The following is a 21,989-nucleotide window of genomic DNA, read 5'->3' on the forward strand; positions in this document are numbered from 1 at the left end:
GTGATAGAAACTGGCCAATGTAATCTATCCTTTTTTCAACAGCGGTGCAAATTAGTGGTATTTAATAATACGTTCATTCAACATCTACTTTTCGAAAGGCTAATAGTTCTCATAAAATCTTAAAGTTCCAAACGAGGTTTTGAAAAAAAGTATAAAAGTTCTGTTTACCTACAATTTAACTATTAACTTTTTCCCTATTTTTTTAATAAAGATGCAGCCACAAAGTTGCCATCAGCCATTCTAGTGGTGGGAAAAACAAGCAAGTCGAGGGTTTGAGGAGAATGGCATTACGCCTAGCTTTGACTATTTTCTCTAAAAAACATTTAGACTCAAGCTTTTACCTAAAAAGAAACAGTCACTAAAAAGCGCAAAAGATAAACTTGTGTCACAAAAACTTAAATATCTGAAATAATTTATGCATTATTTTATAAATATCTATGCAATAGATCAGATTTTTATGTGAGGTTTCACTGATTGAAGGTACATTTTTAAGTTTTTATTTACGTTTGCATACAATTTATTTACAAAAAATTTACGTCGAATAGTTCAAATCTAGGTTTCTAGATCACTTATCCAAGGTGGATTTGCACCCTGTCGGGCTACATTAATTGCAGCAACATTTACTGCATAAGTCAATGATGCTAGTAGTTCTGTCAGGCTAATGCGGGCTAGTGCTCGTTTTGACATGAGGTTTTGTTCAACAATTTTAGCCATAAAACCGGCATTAAAAGTATCACCCGCACCAACGGTATCTACAACACACACGTTTGGCGCTTCTTGATGAACTTTTTCACCAGAACTTAGATACGCTGTTGCACCATCAGCGCCTTTAGTGACTACCACCATAGTTGTGTTATTACCACGCAGCAAACCCACCTGCCGCTCTTCATCGGCATGGCTTCCCACCAACCAGTCTAAGTCTTCATCAGATACCTTGATAATATCAGCCACTTCAATAATGCCCTGCAAGCGTTGCCGGTAAGAATGGACATTACTGATGAAATTTTCACGTATATTAGGGTCTAAAATAATCACAGTATCATCTGCATATTGCTTTACTAAATCACAATAGGAACTGGCAGCAGGCTCATTAATTAAACTAATTCCTCCCACATACAAAGCACTGAGGGACTGCCTCGCCACTGAAGACGCTTTTAGGTTAGGGATGTGCTTTATATTGACAGATCGACCCGCACTATTTTCATCGTAAAATGTATAGTTGGCGTGCCCCTCATTAAAGCTAACAAATGCTAGTGTGGTCGGTAAATCAGACCTCACAAGATATGATGTGTTGACCCTACTCGTCACTAATGCATCATGCAGTTGTTCGCCAAAGAGATCATTAGATATACCCGACACCATACCCACTTCAGCGCCTAAACGGCCCAACCCTATAGCCGTGTTAAAAATTGCCCCACCTACTAAAGGCGTAAAACTGGTTTGTCCAGAGTCTGATAACACTGGCACCATATCAATAAGGGCTTCACCACAACAAATAATCAAAATTAATCCTAAATTAAACGGCGTCCCATTAATAAAGACACGATGTATCAATAAATTCAAACAGAATGGTCTGAGTCACTACCCCCAACTCAATTTATTCTGCACTTCAGTACTCAATAGGCTGACTAGGATTTCAAGCCAGTATTACCCGTCAGCCTAGCCACCCTAGTCGCCCTAGTCATTCTAAAGTCTGGTAAATCAATCAACAATTCTTCAGCGTAAGTCTTTCACCTGCACTAGGTTAGTCATTATTATACCAGCAGGTATGCTTATCATTGCCATATTATTATCCACTTTAATAAGCCCATTTTAAATTCGTAAGCCCATTGCAGATGGCTTTATTAAACCAACACATTAACGACCCAAAAACTGAACTACGACTGCTGCATTAATTTATTAGACACACAACAAACTTATAACCAAGGTTCATGAATTACTTTTATTCCACTTTAAAATGATATCGGCAAAACCACTTTCTCTGATGATCAGTTTCGCATTGGGCATGTCGTTTAATTCAACTTTTAAGTTCGCAGTTGGGTCATCATAATTCAGGTTTTTCCAGCGTTCTACTAACCTTAAACGCAAGGTCTCTTCATCACATGGAATGTTTACGCACAAGTCAAAATACTTTTTAAGCTGAGACCAGGGCCCATCTTTTAAGAGCAAATAGTTACCCTCAATCAACACTACATTAGTTTTGTTATCGATGAGTCTAGCGCTGGCAAGAGATAGGTCACGCTTGCGATCAAACAAAGGAACAGCAACACTTTGTGTCCGTTTTTTAGTTGTTAGTCGATTTAAAACAGCATCTAAGCCACCTACGTCAAAGGTGTCAGGAGCGCCTTTTCTTTGTGTCAGTCCAAGTTGCTGCAAGATGGCATTATCATAGTGAAAACCATCCATGGGAACAGCTTGAACCTTAATTTCTTTGTTCTGCGCCAGCATTGCTTCCAATGCATCAGTCGCTGTTGATTTGCCACTGCCTGGAGGCCCTGAAATAGCAATAACGAGCCTGTTATGATTGGTCAATCGCTCCAGTATGTTATCGGCTAGCTGAGCCAAACTAACCTCTGACGGTAGGTTTTTGTTTATTAGTGCAGGCTGGGAATCAGAGGGCGTCATAGGGGTGCCTCTGCATGTTGCAATAGAGACTGATTACCGCAATAAGACTCTAGAGCAGCTTCAACCCCTCGATCCCAAATCATCATCAACCATCTGCAAAAAGCGCTTTGAAACTGTGGCTTGTCTGCTAAGTCACCATAAGTATTTCGCATTTCAAGCCATGCTTGTGGTTCTACTTTGGCTTGTTTTGCCGTTGCCACTAAGGTGTCCCAAAAAGGGTCATTGGATACGATAATACTGCCATCCTCTCTTGTACCCTCGCACATCCGAGCCCATGCAGCCTCAACTAATGCAAGGCCCTCGATCGAACTCCCTGTGGCCAATCCGTCATGAACTGTCGGTAAGATAAACCCTGGATGTCGCGATGAACCATCAAAGGCAACTCGGCGCACAGTGTCAATAATCTCAGGATTAGAAAAGCGGCGTTCGATAAGATCTACATATTGTTGAGGATTCATTCCTGCAACCTGAGCAACATGTGGAGCAATTTCTTCAGCTTGAACTTTTCGAAAAAAAGCATGAATCTGTGCATGCTCCATAGCCTCTGAAATCGTTTCTATATTCAAAATCTCTGCAATGTTAACTATGATCTGATGACCTGCGTTGAGGATACGAATCTTCTGTGTTTCAAAACCATGCACGTTATCAGAAAAGGTAGCGCCCACTTTTTCCCATTGCGGACGACCAGCACAAAAAGCATCTTCAAGTACCCATTGACGAAAGTTTTCATGGGTCACTGGCACTTGATCGTCAACTCCAATTTGCTTAGCTAACTCCAACTCTCTAGCTCCAGTTGCTGGCACAATGCAGTCGACCATTGAGTTTGGAAAAGTACACTGCGCCTCAATCCATTGAGCCAGTTTTACATCTGACATTTTGGCAAGCGAAATAATCGTTTGCCTTAGGATGTCACCATTACCTTGAAGGTTGTCGCAACTTTGTAAGGTAAAAGGTCCAATGTTGCGTTCACAGCGTATTTTTAGCGCCGCGATAATTGAACCAAAGGCGGTGCGCGGAGCACTGGGGTTAGACGCATCGTACTCAATGTCTGGATGTGCACTATTCAAAGCCTTAGTCACAGGATCAATGTAATAGCCTCCCTCTGTCACAGTAAGAGCGACAATCCGTATTACAGGATCTGCCATTTGCACAATCAAAGCACCGTTACCGTCCTCGATGGGCACGTAGTCAATCATTGATCCGACCACTTCAGCAGATTTTCCCGACGGGTCCAGTTCAATTAAAGTACTCAAACAATCTTGAGACAATAGTTTTTCACGTTGCTCAGTGTCAAAGGGACGAACCCCTGCACCAATGATGGCCCAGTCATGATTAAGACCCATTTCAAGCAAACGGTGAAGATACCAAGATTGATGCGCACGATGAAAATTACCCAGTCCAATATGCACAATGCCAGGTGTCAGTGCCCGGCGGTCATAGGTGGGTTTAGAAATGATATCTGGTAGGCTGTTCAGACTTTGATTTGATAATATCATTAGCTTGTCCATTGACCTCCATCAACATTATAGGTTTGTGCCACAATGTATTCAGCTTCATCACTTGCTAAAAAAATAGCCATACCCGTTAAATCTTGGGCCTGCCCCATTCTTCCATAAGGCACCGCGTCACCCACCTCTTGCTTTTTCTGGCCCAGAACTTTGCCTTCGTGTTTAGCAAAGAACGCATCAACCCCATCCCAATGTTCGCCGTCAACAACTCCAGGAGAGATAGCATTGACGTTAATGCCGTGTTGGATTAAGTTGAGCCCAGCTGATTGCGTGAGGCTGATCACAGCTGCCTTAGTTGCGCAATAAACAGCCACAAGGGATTCACCACGGCGCCCTGCTTGGCTAGCCATATTAATAATGCTGCCCTTAATACCTTGATCAATCATGTGTCGTGCCACAGCTTGCAGAGTAAACAGAGTGCCTGAAAAATTAATTTCGAACACACGCTGATAATCTGCACGATCTATATCAACGATGGGGCCAGCTGTAAAAATAGCTGCATTGTTGATTAAAATATCTATTTGACCAAATGTATCCACAACTTGGCTAATAGCACGATCAATACTCACTTGTTGGGTCACATCCATCTCTACAGCAATAGCTGCAGGGCCTAAGTCACTGACTGATCTGCGCGCGCGTTCAATATCAATGTCTGCAATTGCTACCCGAGCACCTTCTTTTATATAGGCCTCAGCAAAGGCGAGTCCAATGCCTCGAGCTGCGCCCGTGATGAGGGCACACTTACCAACAAGTCGCTTCATGCAATCCTCAATCCATCGTCTGAAAACAGATGAAGATGTGCATGATTTGGAGTAAGAAACACTTTTTCTCCATAATGCAGGCTAACCTCACCACTTGCTCTGACCGTAATCGGCTCTGGAAAAGCGTCACATTTCACATGAAAAAAGGTATCAGAGCCTAGGTGCTCTGATACACCAATAATGCCAGACCAAACCCCTTCTTGGTCTGAAATCGAAAGGTGTTCGGGCCGGATGCCAATGGTCTTCGCACCCAATTTGACCGCTTCAGGTCCTTCGAGTAAGTTCATAGAAGGCGAACCAATGAAACCCGCTACAAAAACGTTTTTAGGCTTGCTGTATAACTCAAGTGGGCTACCTACCTGCTCAATATTACCCGCTTTTAACACCACAATTCGGTCAGCCATAGTCATGGCCTCAACCTGATCGTGAGTAACATAAACCATGGTTGTGGCCAGTCGTTTGTGCAATTCACCAATTTCAAGTCGCATTTCAACCCGCAAGGCAGCGTCCAAGTTTGACAGTGGTTCGTCAAACAAAAAGGCTTTGGGTTCCCGCACGATGGCTCGGCCAATCGCCACGCGCTGTCGTTGTCCACCTGATAAAAGCCCGGGTCGGCGCTCAAGATAATCGGTTAGATTAAGCACTTCTGCTGCAGCCATCACCTTACTATTAATTTTGTCTCGGCCAAGCTTTGCCATTTTAAGTGGGAAAGCGATATTGTTGCGCACGCTCATGTGTGGGTAAAGAGCATATGACTGAAAAACCATAGCCAATTTACGTTTGGCCGGTGCCAATTGAGTGGAGTCTTTTCCATCGATATGAATTTGGCCTCCTGTTACATCTTCAAGGCCTGCAATAAGGCGTAACAGTGTCGATTTTCCACAGCCTGACGGTCCCACAAATACGGTGAATTCTCCATCTTCTATGGTCAAGTCCAACGGTGGTATAACTTCCACACCGTCAAAGCTCTTATTAACTTGATCAAGTACAATGCGTCCCATGAATAAGGTCCTTATTATTTTACGGCGCCGAAAGTTAGGCCACGTACGAGTTGTTTTTGACTGAACCAGCCTAGGATCAGAATTGGAGCGATAGCCATGGTTGAGGCAGCGCTTAGTTTGGCGTAGAACAACCCCTCAGGGCTTGAGTAACTGGCGATAAAGGCAGTGAGAGGTGCGGCCTTTGCAGCAGTCAGATTGAGTGTCCAAAAAGCCTCATTCCAAGCTAAAATGACATTGAGTAGGATCGTCGACGCTATGCCAGGAACTGCCATGGGCATCAGCACGTATAAAATTTCTGATTTGAGTGTCGCCCCATCCATACGAGCCGCCTCAAGTATTTCTCCAGGAATTTCCTTAAAATAGGTATACAGCATCCACACAATAATGGGCAGATTGATCAACATCAAAACCACAATTAAACCCAAGCGAGTATCAAGTACGCCCAGTTCAATAAAAATCAGGTAAAGAGGGTAAAGGACTCCCACCGCTGGCAACATCTTAGTGGAAAGCATCCAAAGCAAAATATCTTTAGTTCGCTTAGATGGCACAAATGCCATGGACCAAGCAGCAGGCACAGCAATTAGCACACCCAATAGTGTTGAGCCACCAGCAATGAAAACTGAGTTCCATAAAAACCGCATATAGTTTGAGCGTTCTTGTACCACCTGATAATTTTCTAGGGTCCAATCAAAGTTAAGAAAAAGAGGTGGGCTGGCAATGGCCTGCGCCTCAGTTTTAAAACTCGTTAAAATAGTCCATAGAATGGGAAAAAAAATCATTAGACCGATAGACCATGCAGCAATGGTGGTCAGCATCTTCAGCTGCATTGAATTAGAACGTGCCATTTGAGCCTTCCTTAAGCATCTAGGTTTTTGCCAACGATGCGCATTAAAAACAGCGCTACAATATTGGCTAAAATGATAGCGTAAACGCCACCAGCCGAACCAAGGCCAATATTTTGTGAATCAGTAATGCGCTGGAAAATTAAATAAGTCAGTGTTCTCGTATCGAAAGCGCCTGACGTAGTGACAAAAATCTCAGCGAAAGTTGAGAGGATAAAGATGGTTTGAATTAAAATAACCACTGTAATGGCACGCCCTAAGTGGGGTAATACGATAAACCAAAAACGTTTTAAAAGTGGTGCGCCATCCATTTCTGCAGCTTCCATCTGTTCACTGTCTAAAGATTGTCTAGCCGTTAATAAAATTAAAGTTGCAAACGGTAGCCACTGCCAAGAAACAATCATAATAATGGAGGGTAATGCGGCGTCAGTGAGCCATATTACTGGTTCAGCGCCAAAAGCCTTAAAAAGGTGGGCAAATAGACCGTTGACTGGGTCCATGAACATATTTTTCCAAAGTAATGCAGACACTGTAGGCATGACAAAAAATGGCGCAATCACCAAAATACGCACAATGCCTTGTCCCCACATGGGTTGATCCAAAAGCATGGCTAAAAGGATGCCAAGCACAACCGTAATCACTAATACACTGATGACAATGATCAGTGTCGTCTGAACAGCAGGCCAAAAACTACTTGATGTCAAAAACCGTACGTAGTTGTCAAAGCCAGCAAAGCCAAGATCACCACCACGCATGGGTAAGAATTTTCTAAAAGAGAACCAAAAGGTCATGGTTAACGGCACCAACATCCAGCCTAAAAGTAGGACCACAGCTGGCGCCATCATTACTCGCGCGGCAGATCGGGATGCATTGGTGGACATATGTATTTCCTCCGGTGACAGGACCGTGCCAAATCACACGAAATTAAGAGTCTACTAAGGTGGGTTGTGTTAGGTAATAGTACCAGAGGGCCGTAGCTTATGCCCTCTGGTTTAAAACGAACAGCTTAGCGGTAGCCAGCTGCTTCCATAGCTTCGTTAGTGATGGCTTGCGCCTTCGCTAGTGCTTCTGCCACAGTTTGCTGACCAGCATAGGCTGCAGAGAATTCTTGGCTAACTTCTGTTGCGATACCAGCAAACTCTGGAATAGCCGCGAACTGGATACCCACGTATGGGCTAGGATCAACGGTTGAGTTTGTTGGGTCAGCCGACAGGATCGAATCCAATGTCATCTGCGCAAAAGGAACTGCCATGTACTTTGGATTCTTGTAAAGTGAGGTACGGGCTCCTGGAGGAACGTTAGCCCAACCTTCTTTAGCTGCTACTAACTCAATGTAAGATTTGCTAGTTGCCCACTCAAGAAACTCCTTCGCAGCTGCTTCTTGCTGAGTGCCAGCAGGAATTGCTAGAGCCCATGCCCAAAGCCAGTTAGACCGCACACCTAAACCATTATCTGGTGCTAGAGCGAAATCAACCTTGTCTGCAACAGTAGAGTCTTTAGGATTTGTTACGAAAGACGCTGCCACGGTGGCGTCAATCCACATACCACATTTACCCTGTTGAAAGAGCGAAAGGTTTTCGTTAAAGCCATTGGTTGAGTAGCCTGGAGGGCCTGCATCATTCATCATGTTAACGTAAAAGTTAAGCGTGTCTGACCATTCGCGTGAATCGAACTGTGCATTCCAATCTTCATCAAACCAACGGGCACCAAACGAGTTGGACATTGCAGTAATAAATGCACCACCTTCACCCCAACCTGCTTTACCACGAATACACACACCATAAACTTCGTTATCACGGTCTGTCATTGCACGCGCAGCTTTAGCTATAAATGACCAGCTAGGCGCAGCTGGCATTTCCATGCCTGCAGCTTCCATTAGGTCTGTGCGGTACATAACCATTGAACTTTCACCATAGAATGGTGCAGCATAAAGGGTACCTTCATGAGACAAACCACCTGCCATTGCTGGCAAAAGATCACCCACATCATATTCAGCTGAAAGGTCATCTAGCGGAACTAACCAACCGTTTGCTCCCCAGATTGGGGTTTCATACATACCGATGGTCATCACGTCAAAGGATCCACCTTTAGTGGTAATGTCCGTAGTAACACGCTGCCTTAAAACGTTTTCTTCAAGTGTGACCCACTCTACAGTGTGTCCAGTTTTAGCAGTGAAATCATCTGTTAAGCCTTGCATACGAATCATGTCACCGTTGTTTACTGTAGCCACAGTGATTACATCTGCCTGCACTCCCAGCGCACTAACCGCTGACAGAGCTGTCGCAGCAAGTAAGGTATTTTTTAATTTCATCATATCCTCCGGAGGATTTAGATTTATAAATTTTTGATAGATATTTTTATAATTTACTTCGTCGGCGACCAAGCCGATGTCTCATCATATACTCAAGCTTTTACCCTTGTCAATTATTAATGTTAGTTGCTTTAATAAATAAATAAGACTATTCTCTTCAGTAAGGCTTAGCTTATTCAGCTCATTTAAATTGACTTAAATTGTTTTATATTGACTTCAAGAACGTTTAAAATGGCCGATCAATAAAACTAAAATTACGATCGAATGCCTTAGGCACTTGGTTTCGAGCCATTCACATCGCTAAAAGGAACTTCACTGATGCGCCTAGACGAGAACCAAAAAAGGGTCTTTAATGAATTTAGGCTTAACAAAAGAGCATCGAAAGCTGATGTCTCTCTAAAAGTAAATTTAACCCATCCAGCGGTCACCCAGATCGTGCGTAAACTCTGCGAGTCAGGTTACTTAAAAGAAGATGAAGAAAAGCGAAAAGGCCCCCGCGGACAGCCTGCCACAATTTATAGCATTTCCGACAAAAACATTTTTGTTGGGATTCATGTAGGGCGCAGCCGATTTGAGTTTGTGGCGGTTGAACTCACCGGAAATATTCTGAAAAGTGTGTCTGTTGCTGTTGGATTCCTCCAACAGGAAAAGCTGAAATCGTTGAGCCAACAAGAATTAGATCGTTTCCTTGCTGCAGAGGAGCTAAGTGAAAGACATATTGTTGGTGTAGGTATATCAACACCCTACTTCTGGGAAGGTTGGCAGTCCCTTTTGCCACCCAATAACGTCATTGACCAGTCCTGGAGTTCAGATTTAGTTACTAGTTTATTCAAAGTGCCCGATGTAGATAATTTAATCGTAGAAAACGATGGCTCATCTGCCGCCCTTGGGGAATTAACTTTTGGTACTGGAGCAATTCATAAAGATTTTTTATATGTGAATATAGGAACTTTAATCGGTGGAGGCTTGGTGATTGACGGTACTCTTCGAACCGGTACTCATGGCAATTCAGCAGCTCTAGCGCCTTTTCCCGTGTCCCAATCCCATTTATCAACGGCACAAAGATCTGGCCGGCCATTTGAACCCTTGCTCAGACGAGCATCATTATATTCACTCACAGAGCATGCCAACCGTCAGGGGCTAAACTTAGATATTGCCTCTTTAGATACGATTACTTGCGCAGCGACGATTCAATGCGTAGATGAATGGATCGAGGATTGCTCAAGCGCTTTAGCACAATTCTTAATTGGGGTTTGGTCTCTAATAGACATTGAGTCCATCGTTTTAGACGGAGCACTGCCTAAAGTGGTGCTGCATAAAATCGTTGATAGTACCTTGAGCCATGTGCAAAGCTTTCATACTGAAGGCATCATTACTTGTGATGTGAAACTGGGTGAACTTGGGTCTATGGCACAGTCTATTGGAGCGGCATGTCTGCCCATGCTTAGTATGTTGGGACGCCCCCCCACCATGAATAGTGATCATTAAATGCATCAGTGAATCCCCCTTAGTTCCATCAGCAGCGCTATAAAGAGATCTTTACATCGTTAATGGCACTCACATTATAAACTCAGGTTTTGGTGGAGCCCTGCCAGCCAATCATCGGAAATGATTCAAACGCTGATTTTACTGCTGTAACAACGGCATCTAAATGTGCGGTATTCGCCAATAGAATGTCGCAAAATTTATCGTCATTCGCCGGATTGAGCAACGAGTGTGTATCAGTAGACCCTGTTTTACCTAAGAACCAATAATATAAAACGTGTCATAGTGGTTCTATGTTTTCTTTTGAAGGTACTTGTTAAATAAATTTAAACGTTTTTAGCGCCGGCCATCAGCAAGTAACAGCGATCGATCTTCGCGGCGCAGCAACAGCATTGATAAGGCACCAAGAAAGGGGCCAGGTACAAGTATTAGAAAAACCCAGCGCCAACTACCAAGGTACTCTGCTGCGACTGGTAACAACCAGATCACAAATATCGTTATTGCAAACCCAACACCCATTTGAAATGCCAACGCAGACCCAACCATCGATTGGTCGGATAGTTCAGTGACCGCGGCTGAAAATTGGGCGCTATCCGCAACTGCCGTTAACCCCCAGATCAATGCAATTATGATAAATAGCCAAGGGGGACCATTAAAACAGAGCCCAATGAGGAGCGCGCTTGTGCCTGAAATAACCATGAGGAAAATCGTTGCGTAACAACGACCTGTCCGATCGGCTAACCATCCACCCATAACGCACCCTGGTGCGCCTGCTGCAATGACTAAAAATGTCAGTAGCGCGGCATTTTCCAGACCCAGTCCTGTACTCTTTGCTGCGATGGCGTATGCAAAAAACCAACCCCACATCGCATACAGCTCCCACATATGACCAAAATAGCCCATGTTGGCTAGCATCACTGGACGGTCTCTAATAATACGCCCCAGTTGATTTACATCTGTCTTAGTCTTGGAAAATTGGTGGGGTCCGTCGTGCAAAACAAAAGCAAAAAGCACCGCGGCTATAAGACATGCCAGTGAGCTCAAGATAATTACCAACTTCCAGTCAAATTGGATTCCGACAGCACGTATAAGGTGAGGCATAGCAGATCCGAGCGTCAGGGCACTTAACATTATTCCCATTGCAAAACCACGTCCTTTTTTAAACCAGGTAGCAATGAATTTAATTACCGTGGGGTATATACCGGCTAAAGCCATCCCCGTTATAAATCTAGAAAGAAGCGATATGGCAATTCCAGGTTCCAAAATTAAAAGTGCATTTGCAATACCCGCAATACATGCGGATATCGCCATAATGGTTGAACTTTTATAAATATCTAACAGGGACAATAGGCTCACAATAAGGGCACTAAGGACAAAACCAGCCTGTACACTATTGGTAAACCAGGTTGCTTGGGACAGGCTTAGCGACATTAGCTTAGTCAACTCTGGTATTACAGCTGTTGCTGAAAACCATGTAGTCAACGAAAGAACAAGTGCCACACCCGTTACTACAAGCACAAACCAACGGTTTGATAATATGTTTGACAACTAAGATATCTCCAGCAAGTTGATATGATTTATCGGTTAGCTGTTTAATTAAACCAACAGTATCTTTAACCTGATTTATATTTTAATAAGGAACTAGTTGAATTTGGTGGGTTTTTGACCCTGCGATCATACAGTAGATTGGCTATTGTGCACCGCGGAATGGATAAGATTTTTTAGCGATCTGAACCACAATAACGATTTCATCAAACCCCATTATTTAATTAAAAAATTGCACACATAATGCAGACAAAAGGGTTTGCCTGTGCAGAGAAAAAGAGGCACATTGACGACGCAAATTGTTAATCATGCCGTTTCTAGAAATGCCAATAGTGGATACTCTAAAAAATCCACATTGGCTTGTTAGGATGTGCATCGCCATCAAAACCGTAGCTGAGCCATACTGATCGAAATATCTTGTTTCGTCGACTCTCAGGGCTTTTTTGTTATGCCTTTAGCTTTCTGATCTCTTCGACCAGCGCAGGCATAATTTCCTGAGAGTTTCCGACTATGCCAAAACTGGATGATTTAAAAATTGCTGCATCTGGATCAGAATTGATCGAAACAATGGTCTTAGAGTTACCACAGCCGGCCATGTGGTGACTAGCACCAGAGATTCCGACTGCAAGGTAGAGTTCAGGTGCCACTGTGCGTCCAGTCAACCCAATTTGGTAAGATCGTGGGCACCAGTCCAAATCACAGGCGGCTCGACTCGCACCAACAGCTCCGTCCACCAATTCTGCGATTTCATGGAGTGTATTAAATCCTTCGGGCCCGCCTAAACCTAGCCCACCACCGATCACAATTTTTGCACTCTCCAACTTGACCCCATCAGCTTTCTCCCTTTCGCGATTGACAACACGAGTGCGTATGGAATTCACATCAAGAATTGAACTCACCTGTTTTACCTCCCCAACGCGCTCCATGATAGGCGTCAGAGGCTCTTGGGTTTTGGAACGGATAGTGGCTACTGCAGGTGTCTTGTTAAAAGTCACCACTTCGCGTGCAAGGCCACCAAAGCAACTTCGAGTCATGTGTGGTCGTCCATTGACGATATCAATCGACTCACACCCGGTAGCTACATCAACATCCAGGCGGAAGGCAAGGCGGGGTGCTAGGTCGGTGCCAGATAACGAATGTCCAATAAGGACAATAGCTGGCGCCACCTCAGCAACTATTTTGGAAAGATCCGGTAGCCAGGCTTCCGCATGGAAGTTGGCAAATATTGAGTTATCATTAATTAATACTTGATCCGCACCATAGGCAGTCAGCATCTTGCCAGTGGTTTCCAAGCCAGTACCGAAAGCGACCGCTGTGACGGTCCCACCCATACTGTCAGTGAGCCGCCTTGCCAACGCTAACATCTCTAAACCTAGATCGATTGGTTGACTTTCCACCATCTCTACAACTACAAGAACCCCATTATTAGACTCAGTCATCTTTTGCTCCTATATCAACTGTGCTTCACGCAAGTGCTGAGCGAGAGTGGCGGCTATTTCGGCCGGCGTATTCCCACCAATGAATTCACACTCTGTGTCGTTTACTGGGATATAGAGACGCTCTAGATTGTAACGCATAGCGCTAGAACCCACCTGTGCCTCATCAAGACCAATATCTTCTGGCATCCATTCCTTAATCGGTTTCTTTGCAGCACGCATCGTCTCGCGCATTGATGCGTAGCGGACTTTACCCAACTCGTTGGAGATAGTGACCAACGCTGGCAAATCCACTTCAACTGTTTCAATGCCATCTTCAAGTATACGTTTAACTGTCACGACACTGTCGGCTATCTGCACATCGCAGGCAAAAGTGATGGCCGGAATATCCAGAATTTCAGCTATTCCAAGGCCTACAACACCCGCATCCCAGTCGGCAGCTTGTCGCCCCGTCAGGATCAAGTCCACATCACCAAGGGCGCGGATAGTCTCAGCCAGGTTACGAGCGGTGACATACCCGCCACTGCCATCAAAGGTGGGCTCACTAAGCAAAACGGCATTGTCAGCACCCAAAGCGAGCGCCGCTTTAATTACAGCGCGAGCGCCCTTTGACGCAATAGTGACAATAGTAATTTCTATGTCAGAGTCTTTGCCCGCCCTATCACGGATTCTCAAAGCAGCTTCAATTGCTTGTTCATCATAGGGACTAAGAACCGGTGACAACCCAGATACTGGAATCAACACTTTCGCTTCTTCGTCAATGCGAAACTGAACAGGTGGGATCTCAGGGTTCTGAATCTGTTTAACACACACCACAATCTTCATAGAAAAATCACCCTTTCTCAACAACGATTATTTCTGGCACAATTCCGTCAAAATGCTTACGCTGGAAGTTCCAGTCCCAAGTCGGTTGGACTCGATCTTTTTCGTCAATTCCACGTGCCATTACTTTATATTCACCTGGTTCGGTGACATCCCAAACGTAATGGAAGCGCCGCCATAGCCAACGGTCGTTCGATTCCTCAATGGTTGCGTCGTTCCAGCTTTCGCCTCCGTTAGTACTAATTTCGACACGAACTACTGCACCCTCTCCACTCCAGGTTCGACCAGTTATAGCGTGTGAGCCACACTTGATTGGACCATCTTCGTCTCGAGGTGAGGTAATTAAAGCTTTGACTCCAAGAACTTTCATAGCCTTCTTATTGGGGTCTTCCGGCGATTTGCCGCTCACAAAATAGTGGGTTTGATAATAGAAGTCTGGTGTGTGGTCAAGTATCTCTATCCTATCTATCCATTTTACCCACCAATTTCCAGCCCAACCTGGCACAACTAATCGCAATGGAGCACCGTGCACATGTGTCAAGTACTCACCATTGTGAGCCCATGCTAAGATTGTATCTTCATGGAGAGCTTTTTCTATCGGCATCGCCTTTGAGTAGTTGATGATGCCAGGATCAACCACATCAAAGTCAGTGCGTCCAACTGAAAGGTATTGCGTCACTGGGTCAGGTCTGCCTTCATCCCAGCCATGAAGGGCGACAGACACTGCACCTTTTTGAATGCCTGCAAGTTCAAGCACAGTCTTAAGGGGTACTCCAGTCCACTCACCACCACTGACCAGACCCGTAGTTGGAATGGACTCAAGGATATTCTCAATGTCCAGAGCCTCTTCACCATCTCCGGACTGGCGCCAACCACCTTCTTCAGCTTGGGCATCACGTAAAGAGGGCTTCGGTGAATTTTTCCCCTCATCGATGTAGTCCCAAAATTCACCATCATTACCTGCACATTCAGTCACTGCACGCACAGTGCGACCTGGGAACTTTCGAATTCCCTCAAGAGTGTACTCGGTTGGATTGTCAACCATTCCACCGATTGAAAATGAGAAGTCGTCTGGATGGACTGGATCAGGCATGTTAAGTTGAGCGATCACATAATAGGCATCAGTTGGTGTCAGCAATCCCTCTAGATCAAGTACTGGAGAGCGTGCAAAGATAGTGCGTCCTTCAGCATCTTTACTTGGCATTACACGGGCCCGTTTACGATCAGGCCATCCCATGACCCATTCACCTTCAAGTTCAATCTCTTCTGACATATTATTACTCCCGCTTGATTGTATTTATATTAAAGTAATTCAAAAAAGTCTTCTTCGTTTTACAGACCTTTGAGCGCCATGGTGTAGGTTGTTGCAGTACCATCAACACACACATCACCAACACTGTCGGTGATGGTCGTTTTCAGTTTGCAAATGGGTTTGTCATCTCTTACAGACTCAATTTCAACTCGAGCCGTCAACTCTTCTCCAACCCCTACCGCTTTTAAAAATTTTAGTTCGGTTGATAAAAACACTGAACCAGGGCCGGGCAAGTCTTCTGCAACACAGGCATTAAGAAGACCCGTTGTTACGCCACCCTGCACTATAAGCTTGCCAAACGGAGTTTTTTTCGCAAGTTCCTCATCATAGTGAACTGGATTTTTATCGCCAGTCATCTCAGTAAACGAATGTATATCGCTCATCTTAGTCGTACGAGAACGTGAGCTGAATTGCCCAATTTTTGGTTGGCCGTTTAAAACGCCTACCCAACCATCTTTTTTTTCTGTGTTAGACATATAAATAGTTTCTTTCATTTTAAAACTGCTTTAAAAAAGGCCAAAACACGTTTAATTAGCTGTTTTATATATTCCGATTTTTTATTGTACAGACCACTCGGTACAATACAAGTATTAAAAGGGCATTTTTTTATACTTGTCCTTTTTAACATTTACTCGGAGTGTTGAAACTAGTCTAATAATTTGTCATTTTGGCAGATGAGTTCAAGACTATAGCAACTAAGAATTCTCACTTGAATACTAACCCTAACAAAGTCTGATAAGTTTGAATGCAGCAGGAGTTCACCCATGACTGACGCTTATATTGGTAGTGCAAAACTAACTCCGGTTGGTTAGTTAAATGGAATTCTTGTGACAGTGTCAATTGATCTGGTCACGCAATTGTGTTCTGACACCTATGCTCAGGTTCAGGTGCTAGGATGGTTGTAGCCCTAATTCACGAAATGAAACAAAACGGAGCAAAACGCGAACTAGAATGTTTGTACTTTGGAGTTGATCAAGCCACTGCTATCTGGTTAGAAATGTAGTAAAGTCGGACTACGCGTGGTGATCAGTATCACCTTGAAAGACTATGGGCGAAATAGACTTACCAACTCGGTATTAATTAGCGGATGATAGAAAACTGAAACAAACAGAGCAGGCAAAGAAGATAACTAAGGTGGCGGCTTCGTTGTTCGCAAAAAAAGGCTACAATGGAGTCGGCGTCGCGGAAATTGGGGCGGCTTCAGGCTTTGGTCGTGGAACACTCTACCATCACATAGAAAGCAAAGAAGACCTTCTTCACGAAATTGCTTCACAGTACATTTCAGGCCTGGTTCAGTCTGGCCATAGAATAGTGGGAGAGTATCCAGATCCTATTCAGCGCTTGAACGCACTGAGCCGACACTTGATGGCCGTAATTAGCAGTAGCTTAGCAGAAATAGTAGTCTGTTTTCGCGAAGTCCAGTCTTTGACGGGCGCACGACACCATGACGTTATGTGCATGCATGCAGAATACCAACAAATCTGGTCTAAAACGATAGAGGAAGGTGTTCAGAAAAATGTGTTTAGGGCAGTTGATAAAATTGCTGTGAAAGGCCTTTTGGGGATGTATTTTTACTCATGCTTATGGCTAAAACCAGATGGTCTTCAATCTCCTGAAGATATCGGAGATGTTTTTAGTGATCTTGTCATCCGTTCTCTTTCTAAACGACCAGACGAATAACGAAGCTTCACTTAGTATACTTAGACCCATGCCCTAAAATCTAAACCATACATCTTACTGTCAAATATCATCCTCATAATACTCTGAAAATAAGTAAAGTTTTCGAACATATTTGATCGGCCCCAGCTAAGCCTGAATGCAGAGGCAGTTTCCTGAAAAAAATGTTCCGGGGTTCTTCTATCCTGTGCCCTTACAATGCTTGCAATGGCAGTCTTTCAAAAAGAAATGTACTAATGCCATGGTAAACCACATCCAAGTCATTTCTCCAATACCCAGTAATGTAACACTGTGAGCAGTTGGTTCATGATTCATAGATTCACCATGATTCATATGATCCATAGTTGGAGCCATATCTAGATATAAAAATATAATTCCCAGTGCGACAAAAATTAATCCTGCCAAATTACGCCTTAATTTTTTCATTTTTAAAACTACCAATCCGTTGTCTATAGTTTGATTAATCGTGATCATATCTTAAAAATTTAGCTTCTTATTTTGATTCAAAATCGAGACTACCATACTAATAATTAATTAACTAACACAAATTTATAAATATTGACAATGTTAATTAGACTGATATAGTGCCAATTCACAAAAAAAATAATAAGGAAATTTCCAATGAATCTTGCTCCATTAAATTATAATTTTGGAAACGCATCAAACTACTCATTCGCCACAACGATTACTTGCAACAATGAAGATGCTCGTAAAATGTTTGTCGAGGGCTTTGGGCATATGCTGAATTATAACCATGAACAAGCAATTGCCTGTTACATGAACGTTACCGAACTCGACCCGACCTGCGCAATGGCATGGTGGGGTATTGCATACTGTGTTTCCTCAAACTACAACTGGACGCCTGGTTTGGGTTCGGGTTACGACCCAATTCAACAGGCAATTTCTCTCAAAGCGGGTTGCACCGAATTGGAACAGGATCTTATTGATGCATTAGCCGAGCGCCACTCTGAAGAAGCACGTGATGCAGCGGACCCTTCAGTGCTCAATATGGGTAACAGTCCAGAACTCAATATTGCGTTTGCAAAAGCGATGGCTCCTCTTTACTTAAAATATAAAGGCAACTTGGACGTTGCTGCAATTTATGTTGAGGCGCTGATGAATCTCAATGCATGGCAACTGTGGAACAAGAACACTGAGACTGGTGAAATCACTCCGTTGGATAACAACACACTACTTTGCGTTAAAGTGATGGAAGATGCCTTTGAAAACATCAGTGGTGCCAAGCAACACATTGCATTGTGCCACTTGTATTGTCACTGTTTGGAACTATCTCCATTTCCAGAACGGGCTTTACCTGCAGCTGATTTGCTGCGCACCGCCATGCCTAGTATGGGTCACCTCGTACACATGCCCTCTCATATCGATGCTTGGGTTGGACAATGGAAAGAGGCTATGGACTGTAACATCGATGCTGTCGCAGCCGATGATAAATACGTTGAACTCACTGGTAACGAATCACAGTTTTACAAATTTTACAGAATGCATAACCACCACTTCGTGATCTGGTGTGCCATGTTTGAAGGAAAATATGAAACTGCGATGAAATACGCTCGAAAGGCAGCAGCGGCGAATCCTGCAGGTGATGAGAATTCAGGCGTACAATTTATGCTTGCTGGAATCATACCAATGGGCGCAATCTTCCTTGAATCTTATGTCGCCATGCCTTTGCACGTGATGATTCGATTCGGCATGTGGGATAAAATAATTGCCGAACCAACATACTCTGATGGGGATGTCTTCGCTTCCACTATTGCAACACAACACTACGCTCGAGGTGTAGCCTATGCCTCCAAGGGCATGGTCGCAGAGGCAGAAGCAGAACAGGTCCTCTTCGATAAAGCACTGCAAAACCCAGCGCTTGCAGGCCGGGTACTGCACAACAACTTGATGCACCAAGATCCAAGTGATGGCCCGTGTATTTTATTGGTTAATGCGGCTGTTTTGGCTGGGGAAATCGAATATCGCAAACAGTTCCTAGCCAAGGCTCAAGGTCAAGCGTCTGACTTTACTGCTGCCTTCGACCATCTCCGTCGCGGTGTCAAGCTCTCACTCAACCTCGCCTATAATGAGCCTTGGGGACAGATGCAACCTGTGCGCCACATCCTTGGTGCACTTCTTCACGAACAAGGCGAAATCAAAGAAGCAGAAGCCGTCTACCGTGCTGACATCAAACTCTGGAAAGACAATATGTGGGGCTTATTGGGTCTCAAACTCTGTCTTGAAGCCCGAGGCGATGCACCTGCGGAACTCGCTGAGGTCACTGCTTTATACAAAGAACGTAGCTCTCGTGCTGACATCGTGATAGCAAAAACTTGTTTCTGTGCTCAAGGCAGTAGCTAAAACAGTTGCTGTAATTAAGTCAGTTCTAACTTAATCGTATGAGGGTCGGATCATTCCGGCCTTTTTTTTAACTGTAAGTCAGTGCTGATGCTTGCACGATGGGTTGATCACTTGCAAAGGGGAATTATTAGCATTAGTGTCTAGAGCTTTGATGTCGGGTTTAGGTTATACAAGATGCAAGATACTACTCTCAAAAATAAAGCTTTGAGTTTTTGACATTGGCCCACTAATAAAACGTCAAAAATTAAGCAATAGATTGATCGTTATTTTTTAAACTATCAGTTTCAACATCGCCCACTAGTTTTTTAAGGTACGCAATAATGTCAGTAGATTCATATAGCCATTGCACCGAATCATCTGCCTTTTCAATTCTAAGGCACGGGACCTTATGACGGCCACCTTCGTTCACTAATGCTGCCTTATGCCCTAAATCATTTTTAGCATCCCGCAATTCAATGTGCAAAGCCTGGCGTTTTAATTCGCGGCGAACTTTAACGCAAAAAGGACAGGTCTTAAATTGATACATCGACATCTTTGCCATGGCGTTATCAAGATTTGCTTGCGCTACTGTGTCCCTCACTACTGATTTGGGCGTAGTTAAAAAGTCCAAAACTAAAATAATTTGTCCCAAGACCCATCGAATAATTTTCATTGGTTGGTTCCGCTACAAGTGTTAAATTAAAAATGAGTAAAGCATTGTTCGAGATTCTACAGTGTTTAGACCAAACTGGCGCCTTTTTTTGATGGTAATAGTCTGAAATTTACCTTCCATCAATTGGCCACAGATTGTCCATGGATTGCACCTAGAAAGACACTTCAAAGAACGCTCTCGAACCCTGATTTTAACACCTGTTAAAAGGTTGTTTGATACCTTCTAAAGCCATGACCGTTGGCGCTAAAATTAGCTGGCCATAGGGTTGTGGAAAGCTGTATGCTGGCTAATGTTCACCCTCTAGATGGTGCTTTTATAAACTAGTCTTCACACAACCATTGAAGGCTAAACTAAAGGTCGTCTTATACCGAGTTAGAAACATTGCATGAAACCTCTTGATACTCTCTCTGCCATCAGTGTTGCCATTATTTGGGGCATGGGTTTTGTGATCGCCAAAGCCGCTATGGAACACTTTTCACCCATATTACTGATGGCGTTAAGGTTCACCCTCACGGCACTTTGCATGATATGGTTTTTCCGTCCAGACCCAAAATTATTCAATAAGTTATTTTGGATAGCATTCGTCAGTGCCGCCATTCAGTACAGCCTTACGTTTACCGGTGTCAGTGGTATAGATGCCTCAACCGCAGCCTTATTAATTCAGTTGGAAGTACCTTTTGCTATATTACTGGCCTCGGTAGTCTTGGGTGATAAACTCACCATACGTCAAGGTGTGGGAGTTAGCTTAGCCTTTTGTGGGGCAATTTTAATTGTGGGTGAGCCCAAACTGGCTAACAATATGCGTTATGTATTGATGGTGATTGGTGGCGGCTTTGCTTGGTCATTGGGCCAAATTATGATCAAGATGATGGGGGTTTCTGGGGGTTTTAGCCTCATCAGCAGCGTCGCTGTTTTTGCCGCACCACAGCTTTTCATTGCCTCATATTTGCTAGAAGATAACCAAATAGATCAAATCATAACAGCCTCACCCGCAGCTTGGGCTGCTGTTGTCTATTTGGGTTTGGTGATGACGACTTTAGGTTATGCCATGTGGTACCGACTATTAGGCTTGTACGATGTCAACATGGTCATGCCATTCTTGCTGCTTTTGCCAGTGGCTTCAGTCGTCGGTGGCTATCTATTTTTAGACGAGATTTTAACTACCAAAATAGCCATAGGCGGCCTCCTAGCTTTAGCAGGCGTCGCCATAATTACGCTGCGTATTAAACAATTTACGCCCATAGAAGACGCTAATTCTTAGTTAACGTTGACCGGATCAGATGAAATTCCACTCATTATCTTGCTGCTTCAATGTTTTCAATGGTTTCAACGCTTAGGCGTATTTCAGTCACCAAGGCTTGCAGCAAGATTTGTCGCATCACTTGAATCAGCTGCATGTGTTTGCTCATGCTCACTTAAACGGCGCACTCCAAAACTAACTGATGGCGGGATACCCATGCCCAATTCAATATCACTCACCCGATAGTTTGAGCCTTTTTGTTGCAGCAAAGCATTTACCTTTTCTTGCTTGTCAACGGCTTTAATAATTGTATTAGCGATCACCTCATCACTACTAAAAGTAGTGACTGATTCACTCACCTTATCACCCAGTTTTTTGGCTTGGTCTAATATACCCATACCTTGCTCCATC

20 protein-coding genes are annotated in these 21,989 nt (G+C 43.8%); 4 read left to right on the forward strand and 16 right to left on the reverse strand.

The features are described from left to right. Positions 1 to 552: 552 nt before the first annotated feature. From ABXT59_RS08510 to ABXT59_RS08545, 8 genes are all read right to left on the reverse strand, one after another. Positions 553 to 1,503, reverse strand: coding sequence for a carbohydrate kinase family protein (locus tag ABXT59_RS08510; RefSeq protein ID WP_443635548.1), 951 nt, complete (start codon positions 1,501 to 1,503; stop codon positions 553 to 555). A 426-nt stretch (positions 1,504 to 1,929) separates the two neighbouring features. After that, entirely contained in the window at positions 1,930 to 2,625 is a 696-nt protein-coding gene (locus ABXT59_RS08515) for a nucleoside/nucleotide kinase family protein (RefSeq protein ID WP_443635549.1), read from the reverse strand. Then, entirely contained in the window at positions 2,622 to 4,121 is a 1,500-nt protein-coding gene (locus ABXT59_RS08520) for a mannitol dehydrogenase family protein (RefSeq protein WP_443635551.1), read from the reverse strand. Before ABXT59_RS08520 ends, ABXT59_RS08515 begins: the two co-directional genes overlap by 4 nt. Beyond that, positions 4,121 to 4,894, reverse strand: coding sequence for an L-iditol 2-dehydrogenase (locus ABXT59_RS08525; protein WP_443635552.1), 774 nt, complete (start codon positions 4,892 to 4,894; stop codon positions 4,121 to 4,123). Before ABXT59_RS08525 ends, ABXT59_RS08520 begins: the two co-directional genes overlap by 1 nt. After that, complete coding sequence (locus ABXT59_RS08530) at positions 4,891 to 5,895, reverse strand: ABC transporter ATP-binding protein (RefSeq protein WP_443635553.1); 1,005 nt, start codon at positions 5,893 to 5,895, stop codon at positions 4,891 to 4,893. The genes ABXT59_RS08525 and ABXT59_RS08530 overlap by 4 nt, the downstream gene beginning before the upstream one ends. Positions 5,896 to 5,909: 14 nt before the next feature. After that, positions 5,910 to 6,740, reverse strand: a complete 831-nt coding sequence (locus ABXT59_RS08535; protein WP_443635554.1) for a carbohydrate ABC transporter permease — start codon at positions 6,738 to 6,740, stop codon at positions 5,910 to 5,912. Between the two features lie 11 nt (positions 6,741 to 6,751). Further along, the gene (locus ABXT59_RS08540; protein WP_443635556.1) at positions 6,752 to 7,618 is read right to left on the reverse strand and encodes a carbohydrate ABC transporter permease; all 867 of its coding nucleotides are present in this window, start codon (positions 7,616 to 7,618) and stop codon (positions 6,752 to 6,754) included. Positions 7,619 to 7,743: 125 nt separating this feature from the next. Continuing rightward, entirely contained in the window at positions 7,744 to 9,051 is a 1,308-nt protein-coding gene (locus ABXT59_RS08545; protein ID WP_443635558.1) for an ABC transporter substrate-binding protein, read from the reverse strand. Positions 9,052 to 9,366: 315 nt separating this feature from the next. Here ABXT59_RS08545 and ABXT59_RS08550 point away from each other — a divergent pair, with 315 nt between their 5' ends. Continuing rightward, complete coding sequence (locus tag ABXT59_RS08550) at positions 9,367 to 10,536, forward strand: ROK family transcriptional regulator (RefSeq protein WP_443635560.1); 1,170 nt, start codon at positions 9,367 to 9,369, stop codon at positions 10,534 to 10,536. Positions 10,537 to 10,869: 333 nt separating this feature from the next. Here ABXT59_RS08550 and ABXT59_RS08555 read toward each other — a convergent pair whose 3' ends face one another. The 5 genes from ABXT59_RS08555 to ABXT59_RS08575 all read right to left on the reverse strand — a co-directional run bounded on the left by ABXT59_RS08555 (position 10,870) and on the right by ABXT59_RS08575 (position 16,142). After that, entirely contained in the window at positions 10,870 to 12,081 is a 1,212-nt protein-coding gene (locus tag ABXT59_RS08555) for an MFS transporter (protein ID WP_443635562.1), read from the reverse strand. A gap of 443 nt (positions 12,082 to 12,524) precedes the next feature. Beyond that, the gene (locus ABXT59_RS08560) at positions 12,525 to 13,517 is read right to left on the reverse strand and encodes an electron transfer flavoprotein subunit alpha/FixB family protein (protein ID WP_443635564.1); all 993 of its coding nucleotides are present in this window, start codon (positions 13,515 to 13,517) and stop codon (positions 12,525 to 12,527) included. 9 nt (positions 13,518 to 13,526) lie between these two features. Then, positions 13,527 to 14,339 (reverse strand): electron transfer flavoprotein subunit beta/FixA family protein, encoded by an 813-nt coding sequence (locus ABXT59_RS08565; protein ID WP_443635566.1) that lies wholly within the window; start codon positions 14,337 to 14,339, stop codon positions 13,527 to 13,529. A 7-nt stretch (positions 14,340 to 14,346) separates the two neighbouring features. Beyond that, positions 14,347 to 15,609 carry a molybdopterin-dependent oxidoreductase gene (locus tag ABXT59_RS08570; protein ID WP_443635567.1) on the reverse strand — a complete coding sequence of 421 codons (1,263 nt, stop codon included), beginning with the start codon at positions 15,607 to 15,609 and terminating at the stop codon, positions 14,347 to 14,349. Between the two features lie 59 nt (positions 15,610 to 15,668). Next, entirely contained in the window at positions 15,669 to 16,142 is a 474-nt protein-coding gene (locus ABXT59_RS08575; protein ID WP_443635568.1) for a MaoC family dehydratase, read from the reverse strand. A gap of 640 nt (positions 16,143 to 16,782) precedes the next feature. Here ABXT59_RS08575 and ABXT59_RS08580 point away from each other — a divergent pair. After that, positions 16,783 to 17,328 carry a TetR/AcrR family transcriptional regulator gene (locus ABXT59_RS08580; RefSeq protein ID WP_443635570.1) on the forward strand — a complete coding sequence of 182 codons (546 nt, stop codon included), beginning with the start codon at positions 16,783 to 16,785 and terminating at the stop codon, positions 17,326 to 17,328. Positions 17,329 to 17,505: 177 nt separating this feature from the next. Here the strand turns inward: ABXT59_RS08580 and ABXT59_RS08585 are convergent, their stop codons facing one another. Beyond that, on the reverse strand, positions 17,506 to 17,640 hold the full coding sequence (locus ABXT59_RS08585) for a hypothetical protein (RefSeq protein WP_443635572.1): 135 nt from the start codon (positions 17,638 to 17,640) through the stop codon (positions 17,506 to 17,508). Between the two features lie 306 nt (positions 17,641 to 17,946). On the opposite strand from ABXT59_RS08585, the gene ABXT59_RS08590 reads away from it, so the two are divergent. After that, positions 17,947 to 19,686 (forward strand): tetratricopeptide repeat protein, encoded by a 1,740-nt coding sequence (locus ABXT59_RS08590; protein ID WP_443635574.1) that lies wholly within the window; start codon positions 17,947 to 17,949, stop codon positions 19,684 to 19,686. 244 nt (positions 19,687 to 19,930) lie between these two features. Here ABXT59_RS08590 and ABXT59_RS08595 read toward each other — a convergent pair whose 3' ends face one another. Next, the gene (locus ABXT59_RS08595) at positions 19,931 to 20,338 is read right to left on the reverse strand and encodes a glutaredoxin family protein (RefSeq protein WP_443635576.1); all 408 of its coding nucleotides are present in this window, start codon (positions 20,336 to 20,338) and stop codon (positions 19,931 to 19,933) included. A gap of 385 nt (positions 20,339 to 20,723) precedes the next feature. Between ABXT59_RS08595 and ABXT59_RS08600 the strand changes: the two genes are divergently transcribed. Continuing rightward, the gene (locus ABXT59_RS08600; RefSeq protein ID WP_443635578.1) at positions 20,724 to 21,599 is read left to right on the forward strand and encodes a DMT family transporter; all 876 of its coding nucleotides are present in this window, start codon (positions 20,724 to 20,726) and stop codon (positions 21,597 to 21,599) included. 83 nt (positions 21,600 to 21,682) lie between these two features. Here the strand turns inward: ABXT59_RS08600 and ABXT59_RS08605 are convergent, their stop codons facing one another. After that, on the reverse strand, positions 21,683 to 21,976 hold the full coding sequence (locus ABXT59_RS08605) for a hypothetical protein (RefSeq protein WP_443635579.1): 294 nt from the start codon (positions 21,974 to 21,976) through the stop codon (positions 21,683 to 21,685). Positions 21,977 to 21,989 lie beyond the last annotated feature (13 nt).

The sequence above is a fragment of the Candidatus Njordibacter sp. Uisw_058 genome (assembly GCF_047730065.1).
Lineage (GTDB): Bacteria > Pseudomonadota > Gammaproteobacteria > Pseudomonadales > Balneatricaceae > Njordibacter.

What these genes read in the sequence shown, in the direction of transcription:
- ABXT59_RS08515 (WP_443635549.1), bottom strand. Translation starts at nt 2,625, where the DNA reads ATGACGCCCTCTGATTCCCAGCCTGCACTAATAAACAAAAACCTACCG.
- ABXT59_RS08520 (WP_443635551.1), bottom strand. Translation starts at nt 4,121, where the DNA reads ATGATATTATCAAATCAAAGTCTGAACAGCCTACCAGATATCATTTCT.
- ABXT59_RS08525 (WP_443635552.1), bottom strand. Translation starts at nt 4,894, where the DNA reads ATGAAGCGACTTGTTGGTAAGTGTGCCCTCATCACGGGCGCAGCTCGA.
- ABXT59_RS08530 (WP_443635553.1), bottom strand. Translation starts at nt 5,895, where the DNA reads ATGGGACGCATTGTACTTGATCAAGTTAATAAGAGCTTTGACGGTGTG.
- ABXT59_RS08535 (WP_443635554.1), bottom strand. Translation starts at nt 6,740, where the DNA reads ATGGCACGTTCTAATTCAATGCAGCTGAAGATGCTGACCACCATTGCT.
- ABXT59_RS08540 (WP_443635556.1), bottom strand. Translation starts at nt 7,618, where the DNA reads ATGTCCACCAATGCATCCCGATCTGCCGCGCGAGTAATGATGGCGCCA.
- ABXT59_RS08545 (WP_443635558.1), bottom strand. Translation starts at nt 9,051, where the DNA reads ATGATGAAATTAAAAAATACCTTACTTGCTGCGACAGCTCTGTCAGCG.
- ABXT59_RS08550 (WP_443635560.1), top strand. Translation starts at nt 9,367, where the DNA reads ATGCGCCTAGACGAGAACCAAAAAAGGGTCTTTAATGAATTTAGGCTT.
- ABXT59_RS08560 (WP_443635564.1), bottom strand. Translation starts at nt 13,517, where the DNA reads ATGACTGAGTCTAATAATGGGGTTCTTGTAGTTGTAGAGATGGTGGAA.
- ABXT59_RS08565 (WP_443635566.1), bottom strand. Translation starts at nt 14,339, where the DNA reads ATGAAGATTGTGGTGTGTGTTAAACAGATTCAGAACCCTGAGATCCCA.
- ABXT59_RS08570 (WP_443635567.1), bottom strand. Translation starts at nt 15,609, where the DNA reads ATGTCAGAAGAGATTGAACTTGAAGGTGAATGGGTCATGGGATGGCCT.
- ABXT59_RS08575 (WP_443635568.1), bottom strand. Translation starts at nt 16,142, where the DNA reads ATGAAAGAAACTATTTATATGTCTAACACAGAAAAAAAAGATGGTTGG.
- ABXT59_RS08585 (WP_443635572.1), bottom strand. Translation starts at nt 17,640, where the DNA reads ATGAATCATGAACCAACTGCTCACAGTGTTACATTACTGGGTATTGGA.
- ABXT59_RS08590 (WP_443635574.1), top strand. Translation starts at nt 17,947, where the DNA reads ATGAATCTTGCTCCATTAAATTATAATTTTGGAAACGCATCAAACTAC.
- ABXT59_RS08595 (WP_443635576.1), bottom strand. Translation starts at nt 20,338, where the DNA reads ATGAAAATTATTCGATGGGTCTTGGGACAAATTATTTTAGTTTTGGAC.
- ABXT59_RS08600 (WP_443635578.1), top strand. Translation starts at nt 20,724, where the DNA reads ATGAAACCTCTTGATACTCTCTCTGCCATCAGTGTTGCCATTATTTGG.
- ABXT59_RS08605 (WP_443635579.1), bottom strand. Translation starts at nt 21,976, where the DNA reads ATGGGTATATTAGACCAAGCCAAAAAACTGGGTGATAAGGTGAGTGAA.